This is a genomic window from Mesorhizobium sp. M1163 (genome assembly GCF_040318415.1).
Taxonomy (GTDB): Bacteria; Pseudomonadota; Alphaproteobacteria; order Rhizobiales; family Rhizobiaceae; genus Mesorhizobium.
This window is the reverse complement of sequence record NZ_JAMYMF010000005.1, coordinates 76,559-91,344: the sequence shown is the minus strand read 5'-3', so window position 1 is coordinate 91,344 and position 14,786 is coordinate 76,559. Positions and strand designations below refer to the sequence as shown.

Genomic DNA, 14,786 nt, shown 5'->3' with positions numbered 1-14,786 from the left:
GATGTTCACTGGGCCAAAGTAATGTTCACTGGAATCGTCACCGATGTCGGCACCGTCGCCGCCGTGAAGCCGCTCAGGGAAGGCGTCGGTTTGCGCATCGACACCGCCTACGATCCGCAGACCATTGCCATTGGCGCTTCAATTTCGTGCGGCGGCGTCTGCCTGACGGTAACGGGATTGCCGGAAGACGGCGCGAACGCACGCTGGTTCGAAGTCGAGGCCTGGGAAGAAGCACTCAGGCTGACGACCGCGATGGGCTGGAAATCCGGCACGCGCATCAACCTGGAGCGGGCGCTGAAGATCGGCGACGAGCTTGGCGGCCATATCGTGTCAGGCCATGTCGACGGAATGGCCGAGATCGTGGCCCGCAAGGAAGAGGGTGACGCCGTTCGCTTTACCCTGGAAGCACGGCGCGAGCTTGCCAAATTCTTCGCCCCCAAGGGTTCCGTCGCGCTCGACGGCACTTCGCTCACCGTCAACAAGGTCGAAGGCACCCGCTTCGACGTGCTATTGATCCACCACTCGCTGACGGTCACCACCTGGGGCGAACGCCAGGTCGGCGACCGCGTCAACCTCGAGATCGACACCATGGCCCGCTACGCGGCGCGACTGGTGGAGGCGGCCAAAGAGGGACTTTGAGGCGATCGCGCATAAAGTCCATTCCCTGATGCGGTCGCCACCGGGTTGGCCTTGAACGTTCCTTCAGCAATCTTCCGCTTGCGATCAAACCGGCTTCGGCCTAAGTCACCGGCGATCCCCGGAGACATCTATGGCTGGCACATCCCAACACGGCAAAGCGTTCATCCGTCCGAAGAAGAAGGCCCACCTTCTTGTCATCGAGGCGCGCTTTCACGACGACCTTGCGGACGCGTTGCTCGAAGGCGCGACCAGCGCGCTCGACGAAGCGGGCGCGACATACGATGTCGTCACCGTTCCGGGCTCGCTCGAAATCCCGGCGGTGATTTCCTTCGCGCTCGACGGTGCTTCCGAAGGCGGGACGAGCTATGACGGTTTCGTCGCCCTCGGCACGGTGGTCCGCGGCGACACCTATCATTTCGATATCGTCGCCAATGAATCCAGCCGTGCCCTGATGGACCTGTCCGTGCAGGATTCAGTCTGCATCGGCAATGGCATCCTGACCACCGAAAACGACGAACAGGCCTGGACACGGGCCAGGCGCTCCGAAGGCGACAAGGGCGGCTTTGCGGCGCGTGCGGCGCTGACCATGATCGCCCTAAAGGAACAACTGGGAGAGCGAACGTGAGCGAACCCGCTTCGCCCGGCCAGCCTGCGGTTCGCCATGCCAACAAGCGCGGTGCTGCCCGCCTGGCGGCTGTGCAGGCGCTCTACCAGATGGATGTCGCCGGCAGCGGCGTGTTTGAGATCACCGCCGAATACGAGGCGTTCAGGCTCGGCAAGGAAGTCGACGGCGCGCTCTATCGCGAGGCCGATGCGCAATGGTTTCGCGCCATTCTTGCCGGCGTTGTCGAGCACCAGAAGACCATCGATCCGATTATCCGCCAGGCGCTGACCGAGGACTGGCCGCTGTCGAGGCTCGATTCGACGTTGCGCGCCATATTGCGTGCCGGCGTCTACGAATTGATGAAACGCGAGGACGTGCCGGTGGCGGTCATCGTCTCCGAATATGTCGACATCGCCAAGGCATTTTACGAAGAAGACGAGCCGAAACTGGTCAATGCGGTGCTTGATCGCGTGTCGCGCCGCGTGCGTGGCGAGGGCCGCGGCAAGGACGCCTCATGACTGCTATCGTCGCCGTTGAGGCCGGCAAGGAAGCGCGTCGCACCGCTTTCATCCTCGCAGCCTCGCAGGCGATCATCGGTTCGGCGGCACCCATCGCCATTTCCATGGGCGGACTGGCCGGGCAGTACCTCCTCGAAGCCGACAAGTCGCTGGCAACCGCGCCGATCACCGGCTTCAATGTCGGCGTGGCGCTCGGTTCCCTGCCGGCCGCGGCGATCATCCGCCGGCTCGGCCAGCGCGACGGCTTCATGACCGGCACTGCGGTCACAGCGCTTGGCGGGCTGGTCGCTACGTTGGCGCTGTTTCATGCCAGCTTCTGGCTGTTCGCTTTCGGCCTTGCCGTGATCGGGATCGGCGGTGCCTTTGTCCAGCAATTCCGCTTTGCCGCTGCCGATAATGCTCCGCCTGAATTCAAGGCGCGCGCCATCTCCTTCGTGCTGGCCGGCGGCATCGTCACCGCCATACTTGGGCCGCAGATCGTCATTTTCACCGGCGACCTGTTCTCGCCGGTGAAGTTTGCCGGCTCGTTTGCGTCCATCCTGGTGCTGGCGGCGGTTGGCGCCGCCATCCTCTCTTTATTGCGCATCCCAGCCAAGGCAACCGAGAAGGTGGAAATCGCCGACAGCGACGCCCGGCCGCTCCTAGAAATCGTCACCAGGCCGCGCTTCGTCGCGGCGCTGTTTTGCGCCATCGGCAGCTACGCGCTGATGAGCTTCGTCATGACCGGCGCGCCGCTGGCCATGGTCGGCTGCGGCCTTTCGACCGACGACGCCACGCTCGGCATTTCCTGGCATGTGATGGCGATGTTCGCGCCGAGCTTCTTCACGGGGTCGCTGATTTATCGTTTTGGCGCGGAGCGGATCGTGGCCATCGGCCTGGTGCTGCTCATTGGCTGCGGTATAGTCGCGCTGTCGGGGTTGGCACTGTGGCAGTTCTGGACAACGCTGATCCTGCTCGGCCTCGGCTGGAACTTCAGCTTCATCGGCGCCACCGCCATGGTGGCTGACAGCTACCAGCCATCCGAAAAAGGCAAGGTCCAGGGGTTCCACGATTTCGTCCTGTTCGGCTCCGTCGCCTTCGCCTCGCTGATGTCGGGCGCGGTCTACAATGCCTGGGGCTGGGAGATGCTGAACTGGATGATTTTTCCGGTCGTCGCGCTGTGCTTCGTGGCACTGGGCGTGTTGAAGATGACGGGCTTGCGTACGGCCAGCTGACGCCACGCTGTCGGGACGAGACAACAGCGGATTCACCCAAATCCGAACAAAATTATTGCGTCCATCACCCTTCTTATGAAACCGTGTACCCCGACGGGGCATCGAAGCCATGCTCATATGCGGCAGCCATATTCCGGTTCACAGCAAGGGATTTGTGATATGTTTTCAATCAAGGTTCTGGCCGGCACCGTGCTGGCGCTCGGCATCACGGTGGCCTCGGCGAGTGCCCAGGTGGTGGTGTCGTCGAAGATCGACACCGAGGGCGGCGTGCTCGGCAACATCATCCAGCTGGTGCTGAACGCCAATAATATCCAGACCACCGACCGCATCCAACTCGGCGGCACGCCTGTGGTACGCAAGGCAATTACGGCCGGCGAGATCGACATCTATCCGGAATACACCGGCAACGCCGCATTCTTCTTCGAGAAGGCCGACGATCCGGTGTGGAAGGATGCCGCTAAGGCCTACGAGACTGCCAAGAAGCTCGATTACGACGCCAACAAGATCGTCTGGCTGTCCCCGTCACCGGCTAACAACACCTGGGCGATCGCCCTGCGTAAGGAGGTCGCCGATACCAACAAGCTCGTCACCCTTTCCGACTTCGGCAAATATGTCTCGGGCGGCGGCAAGGTGGTGCTGGCGGCGTCCGCCGAGTTCGTCAATTCGGCGGCCGCGCTGCCCGCGTTCCAGAAGACCTATGGCTTTACGCTGAAGCCGGACCAGTTGATCACGCTGTCGGGCGGCGATACGGCGGCGACCATTGCCGCTGCGGCCAACCAGACCAACGGCGCCAACGCGGCCATGGTCTACGGCACCGACGGCGGCATCGCGCCCTCCGGCCTCGTCGTGCTTGAGGACGACAAGGGTGTGCAGCCGGTCTACCAGCCGGCGCCGATCATCCGCGAGGCTGTGCTGAAGGAGCACCCGGAAATCGAGACGCTGCTGAAGCCGGTCTTCGCCAAGCTCGATCTCGTCACGCTGCAGGAGTTGAATGGCCGCGTCCAGGTTGGCGGCGAACCGGCCAAGGGCGTCGCCGAAGACTTTTTGAAAAAGAACGGCTTCCTCAAGTAAGGCGATTCCGGCGCGCCGCTTTCGAGGTGCGCGGATCGGCCGATGGGGGAGGGCGTGCGCATCCGGTTTGACAAGCTCGGCGTGGTTATCGCGGCGATATCAGCCTATGCGGCTTTTGCGGCACCGTTCGCCACGTTCCGCGCCAATCGCATCGTACCCGGCGAGGCGAGCTCGATCCTCGAATCTTTGCCTGCGGCGGTCGGTCCGCTATTGATGGCGATTGTTGTCGCAGCGGCGCTCATTGCATTGCTGAAAACGCCGCTTGCTCTGCGCCTCGCCGCCAGTGTGGTTGCACTTGCGGCGCTGGCGCTGCTGATCGGCGTTGCCGGCAGCTTCCTGACGCCCGCCGGCAACACCTTCGCCCGTATCTCGCCGGCTTCGGGCTTCTGGCTGTTTATCTTCGCCTTCACGCTTCTGCTCGCCGACGTGCTTACAAGGCTGAACCTGTCGCCGCAGGCACGGGTCGGCGTGCTTGTTGTCGCCGCAGCGGCGATCGGCCTGCTGCTGGTCTCGGGGAGCTGGAACAGCCTGTCGATCCTCAAGGAATATTTCAATCGCGCCGATAGTTTTTGGGCGGAAGGCTCCAAGCACGTGACGCTGGCGCTGGGTTCGCTGGCGGCAGCAGTGATTATCGGCCTGCCGCTCGGCATCCTCTGCCACCGCGTCGAGAAATTGCGGGCCGGCGTGCTCAACGTGCTGAACATCATTCAGACCATTCCTTCGATCGCGCTGTTCGGCCTCTTGATAGCACCGCTCGGCTGGGTCGCTTCGCATGTGCCGGGTGCTGCCGCGCTCGGCATTCGCGGCATCGGCACGGCGCCGGCTTTCGTCGCCCTGTTCCTCTATTCACTGCTGCCGGTGGTGGCCAACACCGTGGTCGGCCTTGCCGGTGTGCCGCGTGCCGCCAACGACGCAGCGCGCGGCATGGGCATGACCGACCGCCAGCGGCTGTTCGGCGTCGAGTTTCCGCTGGCTTTCCCGGTGATCCTCACCGGCATTCGCATCGTGCTGGTGCAGAATATCGGCCTCGCCACCATTGCCGCGCTGATCGGCGGCGGCGGCTTTGGCGTATTCGTATTCCAGGGAGTCGGCCAGACGGCGATGGACCTGGTGCTGCTCGGTGCCGTGCCGACGGTGGCGCTGGCCTTCGCCGCCGCCATCATCCTCGATGCAGTGATCGAAATGAGCGCCAGCAAGCGCAGGGTTTAAACGGCATGATCGAGATCGAAGGCATCACCAAGCGCTACGGCGAGACGACAGTGGTCGACGACGTGTCGATAGTAATCGAGCCGCGCAGCATCGCCGTCATCGTCGGCACCTCCGGCTCCGGCAAGACGACGCTGCTTCGCATGATCAACCGGCTGGTCGAGCCGACATCGGGCGTGATCAAGCTCGACGGCGTCGACAGCCGCTCGGTGCCTGATTATGAGCTGCGTCGCAGCATCGGCTATGCCATCCAGGGCCACGGTCTGTTTCCGCATCGCACGGTGGCACAGAACATCGCCACTGTGCCGGTATTGCTCGGCTGGGACGCCAACCGCATCAAAGCCCGCGTCGACGAGCTGATGACGCTATATCAGCTCGACCCGCAAGCCTACGGGCCACGCTATCCGCATGAGCTTTCCGGCGGCCAGCAGCAGCGCGTCGGCGTCGCCCGGGCGCTTGCCGCGGAACCCAACGTGCTGTTGATGGATGAGCCGTTCGGCGCGCTCGATCCAATCATCCGCAACAAGGCGCAGGAGGATCTGCTGGCGATCCAGAAGCGCTTCGGCACCACCATCATCCTAGTCACCCATGACATGGAAGAGGCCGTTCACATGGGCGACAAGATCGCGGTGATGGACGGCGGCAAAGTAGTGCAATATGCCGCGCCGGCCGAGATACTGGCGAAACCGGCCAGCGCGTTTGTCGAGACCCTGGTTGGCGCCAGCGAAAAACCGTTCCGGCTGTTATCGCTTGGCCGGGTGCGCGACGCGGTGGAAAAAGGCACGGCCGAAGGCGAGGCGATCCCCGGTGATGCCAGCCAACGCGACGCGTTGGCCGAACTCCTGTGGTCGGGCCGCCCGGCACTGCCGGTGAAAGATACTGATGGCAAATCGCTTGGCCGCGTCACTGTGGATGGACTGGTTAAACGCGCGGCGAGGCCGGCATGAAACCCTGGCTTCCATCACTGCTCAGGCTTGCCCTGGTGGTGCTGCTTATTGCCTTCGTCACCAATCCCGGCTGGTTCGAACCGCTGCTGAAGCCGCTGACAGAGAACAACGCGCCGGTAATCTACAATCAGGGCAGCCTTTTGACGTTGACGCTGCTGCATCTGCAGACCGTCCTGATCGCAACGGTTGCCGCGACGATCGTTGCGGTCGCGCTCGCCATTCTGGTCACCAGGCCAGCCGGCGCCGAATTCCTGCCGCTGTCGCGCAGCCTGGTCAATATCGGCCAGACCTTTCCGCCGGTGGCGGTGCTGGCGCTTGCCGTGCCGGCCGTCGGCTTCGGCGAAAAGCCGACGCTGATTGCGTTGTTTCTCTATGGCCTGCTGCCGATCTTCGAGAACGCGCTGACCGGCCTGACGACGCTGCCGGCCAATGTCGTCGAGGCGGCGCGTGGCGCCGGCATGACCGGCTGGCAAAGGCTGGTCAAGGTCGAACTGCCGCTCAGCGCGCCGATCATCCTCGGCGGTATCCGGCTGTCGGTGGTGATCAGCCTCGCCACCGCGACCATCGGCTCGACAGTGGCGGCGAGGACATTGGGCGAGGTGATCATCGCCGGCCTGCTGTCGAACAACCTCGCCTTCATCCTGCAGGGCGGCCTGATCGTCGCCGCCCTTGCCGTGCTGATCTATGACGGGCTGTCGGCGATCGAGCGCTACACGGGCCGGCGCATGGGGCGCGAGGTGGAGTAGCCCCTCGGGGCAAAGTTCGCTTCTTTCAACGGCCACTCGAACGCGCCGGATGATCGATCGTCAGTTCGAGCGTGGTGCCCGTCTCGCTGGCGATCCAGCGGCGGCGGATGATGGCGAAATCGTGCTGTGTGCCGGCTCTAACCACAGAGACTAAGTCGCCCACCGCGCAATAGCTGTCGAGATCGAGGGTTTCGAGAATCGCGGCAATGTCTTGCTTCCCGGCATAATGTCTCGCGACAGTCGTGAGCACTATGATCACTGGTCCCCCCGTTGCGCGATCTTCGGGACTCGGCGATTGATGAGTGCGATGCCCCGATCTTTCAGCAGGAGTTCTTGCCATGACCGCGCGTTTCTCCAAGATCGTCATGTGTTTGTGTCTGGCGGCTTTCGCCTTCCTTGTCGCCTTCGGCAACATCACCGATTACGGCTCAAACTTCGCCTTTGTCCAGCATGTGCTGAGCATGGACACGACCTTTCCCGGCAACGCCCTGATGTACCGCTCGATCACCAACCCGTCGCTGTGGACGGCGGGCTACTGGCTGATCATCATTGGCGAGGCGCTGACCTGCTTGCTCTACCTAGTCGCCGCCTGGCGACTCTGGCAGGCGCGCAACGCCAGCGGACAGGCATTCAACGATGCCAAGAAGTTCGCCATCATAGCCGCCACCATGGGTTTCCTCGTTTGGTATTTCGGCTTCATGGTCGTTGGCGGCGAGTGGTTTGCCATGTGGCAGTCTTCGACATGGAATGGTCAGGAGGCGGCGTTCAAATTCTACATGACAATGCTGGTGGTGCTGATCTTCGTCGTCCAGCCGGACGGCGACCCGCGCAAAGTTTGACGGCCGTTCGCCGATTTCAATCAGATCTAATCGGATGGCAGTGTCGACAGGCGCGCTGCCGTCCAGCCTTTTGGATGAAACCCGGGATCTTTTGAGCGAAAACCGGACAAAAAACCGAACAATATCTTGACGTTCCGAGCCCTGTTTCGCATAAGCCGCTGCGAAGGGACGGATTCCGGTTGCGGAAAATTCGTCCCCTGTCTCAACGGCCCGGGGAGGGGTTCTTTTGGGCCACCAATCGAGGAAAATTCGGCAATGACCATACTTTCAGCTGTCATCGCCTGCGGTCTGCTTTCAGTCCTTTACGCCATCTGGGCGACACGTTCGGTCCTCGCGGCCGATCAGGGCAATGCACGCATGCAGGAAATTTCCGCGGCCATCCGCGAAGGCGCGCAAGCCTATCTGGCGCGCCAGTACACCACCATCGCCATCGTCGGCGTCGTGGTCCTGCTGCTCGCCTGGTGGCTGCTTTCGATCACCGCCGCCATCGGCTTCCTGATCGGCGCCGTTCTATCGGGCGCCGCTGGCTTCATCGGTATGCACGTCTCGGTGCGCGCCAATGTGCGCACCGCGCAGGCGGCGTCCAACAGCCTCGCTGCCGGCCTCGAGATCGCCTTCAAGTCGGGCGCCATCACTGGCATGCTGGTTGCTGGCCTGGCCCTGCTTGGCGTATCGATCTATTACCTGATCCTCACCCAGTTCATGGGCCTTCAGCCCGATGACCGTGTCGTCATCGACTCGTTGGTTTCGCTTGGCTTCGGCGCCTCGCTGATTTCGATCTTCGCTCGTCTCGGCGGCGGCATCTTCACCAAGGGCGCCGACGTCGGCGGCGATCTCGTCGGCAAGGTTGAAGCCGGCATTCCCGAAGACGATCCACGCAATCCGGCCACCATCGCCGACAATGTCGGCGACAATGTCGGCGATTGCGCCGGCATGGCCGCCGATCTGTTCGAGACCTATGCGGTGACCGTGGTCGCCACCATGGTCCTTGCCGCCATCTTTTTCGGTGGCACCGCCGTTCTCGGCGCGACCATGCTCTATCCGCTGGCCATCTGCGGCGCCTGCATTCTCACCTCGATCGCCGGCACCTTCTTCGTCAAGCTCGGTTCCAGCGGCTCGATCATGGGCGCTCTCTACAAGGGCCTGATCGTCACCGGCCTGCTGTCAATTGTCGGCCTTGCCGTCGCCACTTCGGCATGCATCGGCTGGGGTGAGATCGGCACCGTCGCCGGCATGGCCATCACCGGCACGAACCTGTTCATCTGCGGCCTGGTCGGCCTTGTGGTGACAGGCCTCATCGTGGTGATCACCGAATATTATACCGGCACCAACAAGCGTCCGGTGAACTCCATCGCCCAGGCCTCGGTCACCGGTCACGGCACCAACGTCATCCAGGGCCTGGCGGTCTCGCTCGAAGCGACGGCGTTGCCGGCGATCGTCATCGTCGGCGGCATCATCTCGACATACCAGCTCGCCGGCCTCTACGGCACGGCGATCGCGGTGACGACGATGCTTGGCCTCGCCGGCATGATCGTCGCGCTCGATGCCTTCGGCCCAGTCACCGACAATGCCGGCGGCATTGCCGAAATGGCCGGCCTGCCCAAGGAAGTGCGCCAGTCCACCGACGCGCTCGACGCTGTCGGCAACACCACCAAAGCGGTAACCAAGGGCTATGCCATCGGGTCGGCCGGCCTCGGCGCGCTGGTGCTGTTTGCGGCCTACTCTAACGACCTGAAGTTCTTTGCCGCCAATAGCGACAAATACCCCTACTTCCAGGGCATGGGCGACGTCTCCTTCGACCTCTCCAATCCTTATGTCGTCGCCGGCCTGATCTTCGGCGGCCTGATCCCGTATCTGTTCGGCGGCATCGCCATGACCGCCGTCGGCCGCGCCGCCGGTGCTATCGTCGAGGAGGTGCGCAAGCAGTTCCGCGAGGATCCGGGCATCATGGCCGGCACCTCGAAGCCGAACTATGCGCGCGCCGTCGACCTTCTGACCAAGGCAGCGATCCGGGAGATGATCGTTCCATCACTGCTGCCGGTGCTGGCGCCGCTGGTGGTCTATTTCGGTGTCCTCCTGATCTCCGGTTCGAAGGCATCCGCCTTTGCCGCGCTCGGCGCCTCGCTGCTCGGCGTCATCGTCAACGGCCTTTTCGTTGCCATCTCGATGACCTCCGGCGGCGGTGCCTGGGACAACGCCAAGAAGTCGTTCGAAGATGGTTTCGTCGACAAGGACGGCCTCAAGCACCTCAAGGGCTCCGAAGCACACAAGGCCTCTGTGACCGGCGACACGGTCGGCGATCCCTATAAGGATACTGCTGGGCCGGCGGTCAACCCGGCGATCAAGATCACGAACATCGTCGCGCTGCTGCTATTGGCCGTGCTCGCGCACGGCTAAGCTCGGTCGCCACGGCTCAAGACAAAAACCCGCGGGATCGCTCCCGCGGGTTTTCATTGCCTGAGATGTGCCGCCGCTTACAGGGAAGCGAAAAGAAAAGAAGCCGACACCGTCGAGTGGATCAGGTGCCGCCGAGCGTACTGCCGCCGCTGGCGCCCGGAACACCAGGCGTCAGCTTGCTGGCGCCACTGATGATCTGGCTGAGGAAGTTCTGGTCCTTGCCGCCGGTCGGCGTGGTGCGCGAGATGAAGTCAAACACCTTGCCGTCCTTCAGGCCGTAATTGGCGATCTGGGTGACGCGCCCGTCATCGCCAAAATAGACCGCCAGCACATGCTGGTCGACTAGCCGCGGCTTGTCGAAGGCGACATATCGCTTGCGCGTCTGCGAAATGTAATAAAAGGCCTCGTTGTCGAAGGTCGCCTTCGTCGAGGGAGTGCCGAGCGCCAGCAGCACCTGTTCGCGGCTCGAGCCGACCGGCACCAGGTCGATCGCCTGCTGGTCGATGACGTAGCCCTGCGTCAGCGTCTCGCTCGGATTGAGATCGCCGATCATCTTGGACGAATTGCAGGCGGAAAGCGCCGCAGCGATCACCAGCAGCGAAACCGCACCGGCGGGCCTAGGCAGGAAAGTCGACTTGAATTTCAGCGCGCGCAACTACAACTCCATAAGCTGGCCGCAACTTGCGCTGGGCCGCAAAACCGGTAAACCAGCTTGCTTGCCGATGCAACAAGGCCACTTCAACAAACGGTCCCGGGAGACCACCCTCAAATGTTCCAGCGCCTCTTTGGCCGCGAACGTCACGCCAACCGCGCCATCACCGAGGCGCTTTACGCACAAATCGTGGCGGCGGCGCGGCAACCGGTGTTTTATTCCGCCTGGAACGTGCCGGACACGCCGCTCGGCCGCTTCGAGATGCTGTCGTTGCACATGTTCCTGTTCCAGCACCGGTTGCGCGGCGAGGGCGGTGCTGCGGCAGAGGTTGCGCAGGTGCTGATCGACGAGTTCTTCATGGATGTCGAACATTCGTTGCGGGAATTGGGCATTGGCGACGTCGGCGTGCCGAAGCGAATGCGGAAACTGGCGAAGATGTTCTATGGCCGTACCGCCGCCTATGACGATGCGCTGAAACGAAATGACCATGATGCGCTTGCCGCCGCCCTTTCCCGCAATGTCAGGCCGGATGCCGGCGCCTGGCCGCAAGCGTCGCAACTGGCACTCTATGCCGCCGATGCATCAAGGCAACTCACGCAACAGCCGACCGAATCGATCGTTTCCGGCACGGTGGCATTTCCAGTGGCCAACTCTGAGCGAAGGCAGGCCGAATGAAGGCGGCGAAGTGGAGGCGAAGATGAAACATCCTGATACCCACAGCCCAGTGTCATTCCTGGCAAATGTCGCCCGGATGCCGCAAAAAGGGCTGCCGGTGGTGATCGATGCCGACGCCGGGCAGCGCGCCATACTGGCCGTCGAGCATGAGCTGCTTTCGGTCGAGAACTATCGCGCCGAACTTCTGATCGAGCCGTGGAAGCGCAATGGGGTGAAAGTCAGCGGCCATGTCGAGGCCGATATAACGCAGGCCTGCATCGTCACTCTCGACCCGGTCGAGGCGCATATCGACGAGCCGGTCGAGGCGCTGTTCCTGCCGGAACAATCCAAGCTCGGGCGGCAAGGTTTCGACGGTGGCGGTGAGATCCTGCTCGACGCCGAAGGGCCGGACAGCCCGGAAACCTTTTCCGGCGACGCGATCGACGTCGGGGCGCTTGCCGAACAGTTCTTTGGCTTGGCGATCGATCCCTATCCGCGCAAGCCGGGTGTGTCGCTGGAGGCCGCCGGCGATGCCGAGCCTGTGGAGAATGAATTCCAGCAAAAGCTCAGATCACTGCTGGGAAAATCCTGATGGCTGACCCAATTTGAGAAAAGTTGGTTGTGCGGCAGCCCAAAACCGTTATTTTCGCCGAACCTTCGCGAGCCCCGTACCTTGGCAAGCCCGCTGGCCAAGCAACCGTGAGATGAACACCGCGTGATCAGGATTTCCATCGATGCCATGGGCGGCGATCACGGGCCAAGCGTGGTCATCCCGGCGCTCATGACTGTCGCCACCCGCCGTCCGGACATACGCTTCGTCATCTATGGGCGCGAAGAAGCGGTAAGGCCTGAACTCGCCAAATTCCCCAAGCTAGCGGAGGTGAGCGAGTTCATCCACTGCGAGATCGCAGTCCGGATGGACGACAAGCCGAGCCAGGCACTGCGCCATGGCCGCTGGAAGTCATCGATGTGGAAAGCCGTCGAAGCGGTCAAGGCAGGCACGGCGGACGCCTGCATCTCGGCTGGCAATACCGGCGCACTGATGGCGATGTCCAGATTCTGCCTTCGCACCATGGCGACCATCGACCGCCCGGCGATTGCGGCGCTCTGGCCGACATTGCGCGGCGAAAGCGTGGTGCTGGACGTCGGCGCAACCATCGGTGCGGATGCGCATCAACTGGTTGATTTTGCCATTCTGGGTACCGGCATGGCGCGCTCGGTTTTCGGCATCGAACGGCCGAGCGTCGGCCTGCTCAATGTCGGCGTCGAGGAGATCAAGGGTCAGGAGGAGGTCAAGGAAGCAGGCCGTATGCTGCGCGAGGCCAACATGGCCTCGATGAACTACCATGGCTTTGTCGAGGGTGACGACATCGGCAAGGGCAGTGTCGACGTCGTCGTTACCGAAGGATTTGCCGGCAATATCGCGCTCAAGACGGCGGAAGGCACGGTCAGGCAGATCGCCGGCTACCTGCGCGCCGCGATGAACCGGACACTGATGGCCAGGATCGGCTATATCTTCGCCAAGACCGCCTTCGATCGCCTGCGCGAGAAGATGGATGTCGGCCGCTCCAATGGCGGCGTCTTCCTGGGATTGAACGGCATCGTGGTGAAAAGCCATGGCGGGGCTGATTCGGATGGCTTCGCTGCGGCGATCGAGCTCGGCTACGACATGGTGCGCAACAATCTGCTTGAGCGCATCGAGGCCGATCTCGACCTGTTCCATGCCCGCAATCCGAATGCCCAGACAATCCGGAAATCCGACGTCGTCATCGACGCAAAGGAATAGGAAAGAGCATTGATCAGATCAGTCGTGCGCGGCACGGGCGCCGCGCTGCCCCGCCGCATTATGAAGAATGCCGATTTTGAAGGCATGGTCGAGACCTCGGACGAATGGATCGTCCAGCGTACCGGTATTCGCCAGCGCCACATTGCGGCCGACGACGAGACGACGGCCTCTCTGGGTGAGGCGGCAGCGCGCGCAGCCCTCGACAGCGCCGGCCTGACGGCTGACGACATCGACCTGATCGTGCTGGCGACCTCGACGCCCAACAACACCTTTCCCGCGACCGCAGTCGAGATCCAGAACCGGCTCGGCATGCACCACGGTTTTGCCTTCGACCTGCAGGCGGTCTGCTCGGGTTTTGTCTATGCGGTGACGACCGCCGACCTCTATATCCGCGGCGGCTTGGCCAGACGGGTGCTGGTGATCGGCTCGGAAACGTTTTCGCGCATTCTCGACTGGAACGACCGCTCGACCTGCGTTTTGTTCGGCGACGGCGCCGGCGCGATAGTGCTGGAAGCAGGCACGGGGGCAGGCGGCATCGCCGACCGAGGCGTTCTGGCGGCCAGCCTGCGCTCCGACGGCATCCACAAGGACAAGCTTTTTGTCGACGGTGGGCCGTCGACTACCGGAACGGTCGGGCACCTCAGGATGGAAGGCCGCGAAGTGTTCAAGCATGCGGTCGGCATGATCACCGACGTCATCGAGGCGACGTTCGCACAGGCCGGCATCAGCGCCGCTGATCTCGACTGGTTCGTGCCGCATCAAGCCAATAAACGAATTATTGATGCTTCGGCCAAAAAGCTCGGGATAGAGGAGCGGAAGGTGGTGGTGACCGTCGATTTGCACGGTAACACATCGGCTGCTTCCGTGCCGCTGGCACTATCCGCGGCCGTCGCCGACGGCCGCATCAAAAAGGGTGACCTGGTGCTGCTTGAGGCGATGGGCGGCGGCTTCACCTGGGGCGCCGTCCTGCTGCGTTGGTAAGTGCCGAACTAACGGGTTCGGGTCCTTGACCTTGACGGATCAATTACTTAGGTTCTGCCGTTGCTTGTATCGATTTTATTTTTTGAGCTGATGGGACGGTTCGTATGGGGGGAAAGACACTTACGCGCGCCGACCTCGCCGAAGCCGTTTACCGCAAGGTTGGGCTGTCGCGTACTGAATCGGCCGAGCTTGTCGAGGCGGTGCTGAATGAGATCTGCGAGGCGATCGTTCGCGGTGAGACGGTGAAACTGTCGTCCTTCGCGACCTTCCATGTCCGTTCCAAGAACGAACGCATCGGGCGCAATCCCAAGACCGGTGAGGAAGTGCCGATCCTGCCGCGCCGGGTGATGACCTTCAAGTCATCGAACGTGCTGAAGAACCGCATCCTGCGCTCCCATCAAAACAGCAAGGCCAAGGGCAGCAAGTAGATTCCCGATCTCCCTTGCCGAGAATCCATGCTTCAGGCTTCGGTTGAAAAACGAAGCCTGCTTTTACGCCGGGCTTGAATATTGTTTCATAAACCGCTGAAATA

Annotated in this window: 17 protein-coding genes; 15 read left to right on the top strand and 2 right to left on the bottom strand. The window is 62.5% G+C overall.

Features of this window, described 5'->3' with window-relative positions; genetic code table 11:
• The first annotated feature begins 21 nt into the window (after window positions 1-21).
• From NKH43_RS07010 to NKH43_RS06975, 8 genes are all read left to right on the top strand, one after another.
• Window positions 22-639 (top strand): riboflavin synthase, encoded by a 618-nt coding sequence (locus NKH43_RS07010; protein WP_352857197.1) that lies wholly within the window; start codon window positions 22-24, stop codon window positions 637-639.
• Window positions 640-769: 130 nt separating this feature from the next.
• On the top strand, window positions 770-1,264 hold the full coding sequence (ribH, locus tag NKH43_RS07005; RefSeq protein WP_023717278.1) for a 6,7-dimethyl-8-ribityllumazine synthase: 495 nt from the start codon (window positions 770-772) through the stop codon (window positions 1,262-1,264).
• Complete coding sequence (gene nusB / locus NKH43_RS07000; RefSeq protein WP_023717279.1) at window positions 1,261-1,761, top strand: transcription antitermination factor NusB; 501 nt, start codon at window positions 1,261-1,263, stop codon at window positions 1,759-1,761. Before ribH ends, nusB begins: the two co-directional genes overlap by 4 nt.
• Window positions 1,758-2,975 carry an MFS transporter gene (locus NKH43_RS06995; protein ID WP_352857196.1) on the top strand — a complete coding sequence of 406 codons (1,218 nt, stop codon included), beginning with the start codon at window positions 1,758-1,760 and terminating at the stop codon, window positions 2,973-2,975. Before nusB ends, NKH43_RS06995 begins: the two co-directional genes overlap by 4 nt.
• Before the next feature lie 159 nt (window positions 2,976-3,134).
• The gene (gene osmF, locus NKH43_RS06990; protein WP_352857194.1) at window positions 3,135-4,046 is read left to right on the top strand and encodes a glycine betaine ABC transporter substrate-binding protein OsmF; all 912 of its coding nucleotides are present in this window, start codon (window positions 3,135-3,137) and stop codon (window positions 4,044-4,046) included.
• Between the two features lie 42 nt (window positions 4,047-4,088).
• Entirely contained in the window at window positions 4,089-5,255 is a 1,167-nt protein-coding gene (locus tag NKH43_RS06985; protein WP_352857192.1) for an ABC transporter permease, read from the top strand.
• A gap of 5 nt (window positions 5,256-5,260) precedes the next feature.
• Entirely contained in the window at window positions 5,261-6,199 is a 939-nt protein-coding gene (locus NKH43_RS06980) for an ABC transporter ATP-binding protein (protein WP_352857190.1), read from the top strand.
• On the top strand, window positions 6,196-6,945 hold the full coding sequence (locus NKH43_RS06975) for an ABC transporter permease (protein ID WP_352857188.1): 750 nt from the start codon (window positions 6,196-6,198) through the stop codon (window positions 6,943-6,945). Before NKH43_RS06980 ends, NKH43_RS06975 begins: the two co-directional genes overlap by 4 nt.
• Window positions 6,946-6,970: 25 nt before the next feature.
• On the opposite strand, the gene NKH43_RS06970 is transcribed toward NKH43_RS06975, so the two are convergent.
• Window positions 6,971-7,204 carry a hypothetical protein gene (locus NKH43_RS06970; RefSeq protein WP_352857187.1) on the bottom strand — a complete coding sequence of 78 codons (234 nt, stop codon included), beginning with the start codon at window positions 7,202-7,204 and terminating at the stop codon, window positions 6,971-6,973.
• A 79-nt stretch (window positions 7,205-7,283) separates the two neighbouring features.
• Between NKH43_RS06970 and NKH43_RS06965 the strand changes: the two genes are divergently transcribed.
• On the top strand, window positions 7,284-7,784 hold the full coding sequence (locus NKH43_RS06965; protein WP_352587782.1) for a DUF2165 family protein: 501 nt from the start codon (window positions 7,284-7,286) through the stop codon (window positions 7,782-7,784).
• 255 nt (window positions 7,785-8,039) lie between these two features.
• Window positions 8,040-10,181, top strand: a complete 2,142-nt coding sequence (locus tag NKH43_RS06960; protein WP_023717286.1) for a sodium-translocating pyrophosphatase — start codon at window positions 8,040-8,042, stop codon at window positions 10,179-10,181.
• A gap of 121 nt (window positions 10,182-10,302) precedes the next feature.
• Here NKH43_RS06960 and NKH43_RS06955 read toward each other — a convergent pair whose 3' ends face one another.
• Window positions 10,303-10,836: an outer membrane protein assembly factor BamE gene (locus tag NKH43_RS06955; RefSeq protein WP_023717287.1), complete on the bottom strand. Its 534-nt coding sequence runs from the start codon at window positions 10,834-10,836 to the stop codon at window positions 10,303-10,305.
• A gap of 114 nt (window positions 10,837-10,950) precedes the next feature.
• On the opposite strand from NKH43_RS06955, the gene NKH43_RS06950 reads away from it, so the two are divergent.
• The 5 genes from NKH43_RS06950 to NKH43_RS06930 all read left to right on the top strand — a co-directional run bounded on the left by NKH43_RS06950 (window position 10,951) and on the right by NKH43_RS06930 (window position 14,682).
• Window positions 10,951-11,508: a ubiquinol-cytochrome C chaperone family protein gene (locus NKH43_RS06950; RefSeq protein WP_023717288.1), complete on the top strand. Its 558-nt coding sequence runs from the start codon at window positions 10,951-10,953 to the stop codon at window positions 11,506-11,508.
• Between the two features lie 22 nt (window positions 11,509-11,530).
• Entirely contained in the window at window positions 11,531-12,079 is a 549-nt protein-coding gene (locus tag NKH43_RS06945; protein ID WP_023717289.1) for a YceD family protein, read from the top strand.
• A gap of 123 nt (window positions 12,080-12,202) precedes the next feature.
• Window positions 12,203-13,273 carry a phosphate acyltransferase PlsX gene (gene plsX, locus NKH43_RS06940; protein ID WP_352857185.1) on the top strand — a complete coding sequence of 357 codons (1,071 nt, stop codon included), beginning with the start codon at window positions 12,203-12,205 and terminating at the stop codon, window positions 13,271-13,273.
• 9 nt (window positions 13,274-13,282) lie between these two features.
• Complete coding sequence (locus NKH43_RS06935; RefSeq protein WP_023717291.1) at window positions 13,283-14,254, top strand: beta-ketoacyl-ACP synthase III; 972 nt, start codon at window positions 13,283-13,285, stop codon at window positions 14,252-14,254.
• Window positions 14,255-14,358: 104 nt separating this feature from the next.
• A complete protein-coding gene (locus tag NKH43_RS06930) occupies window positions 14,359-14,682 on the top strand; it encodes an integration host factor subunit alpha (protein ID WP_023717292.1) in 324 nt (107 codons plus the stop codon).
• Window positions 14,683-14,786 lie beyond the last annotated feature (104 nt).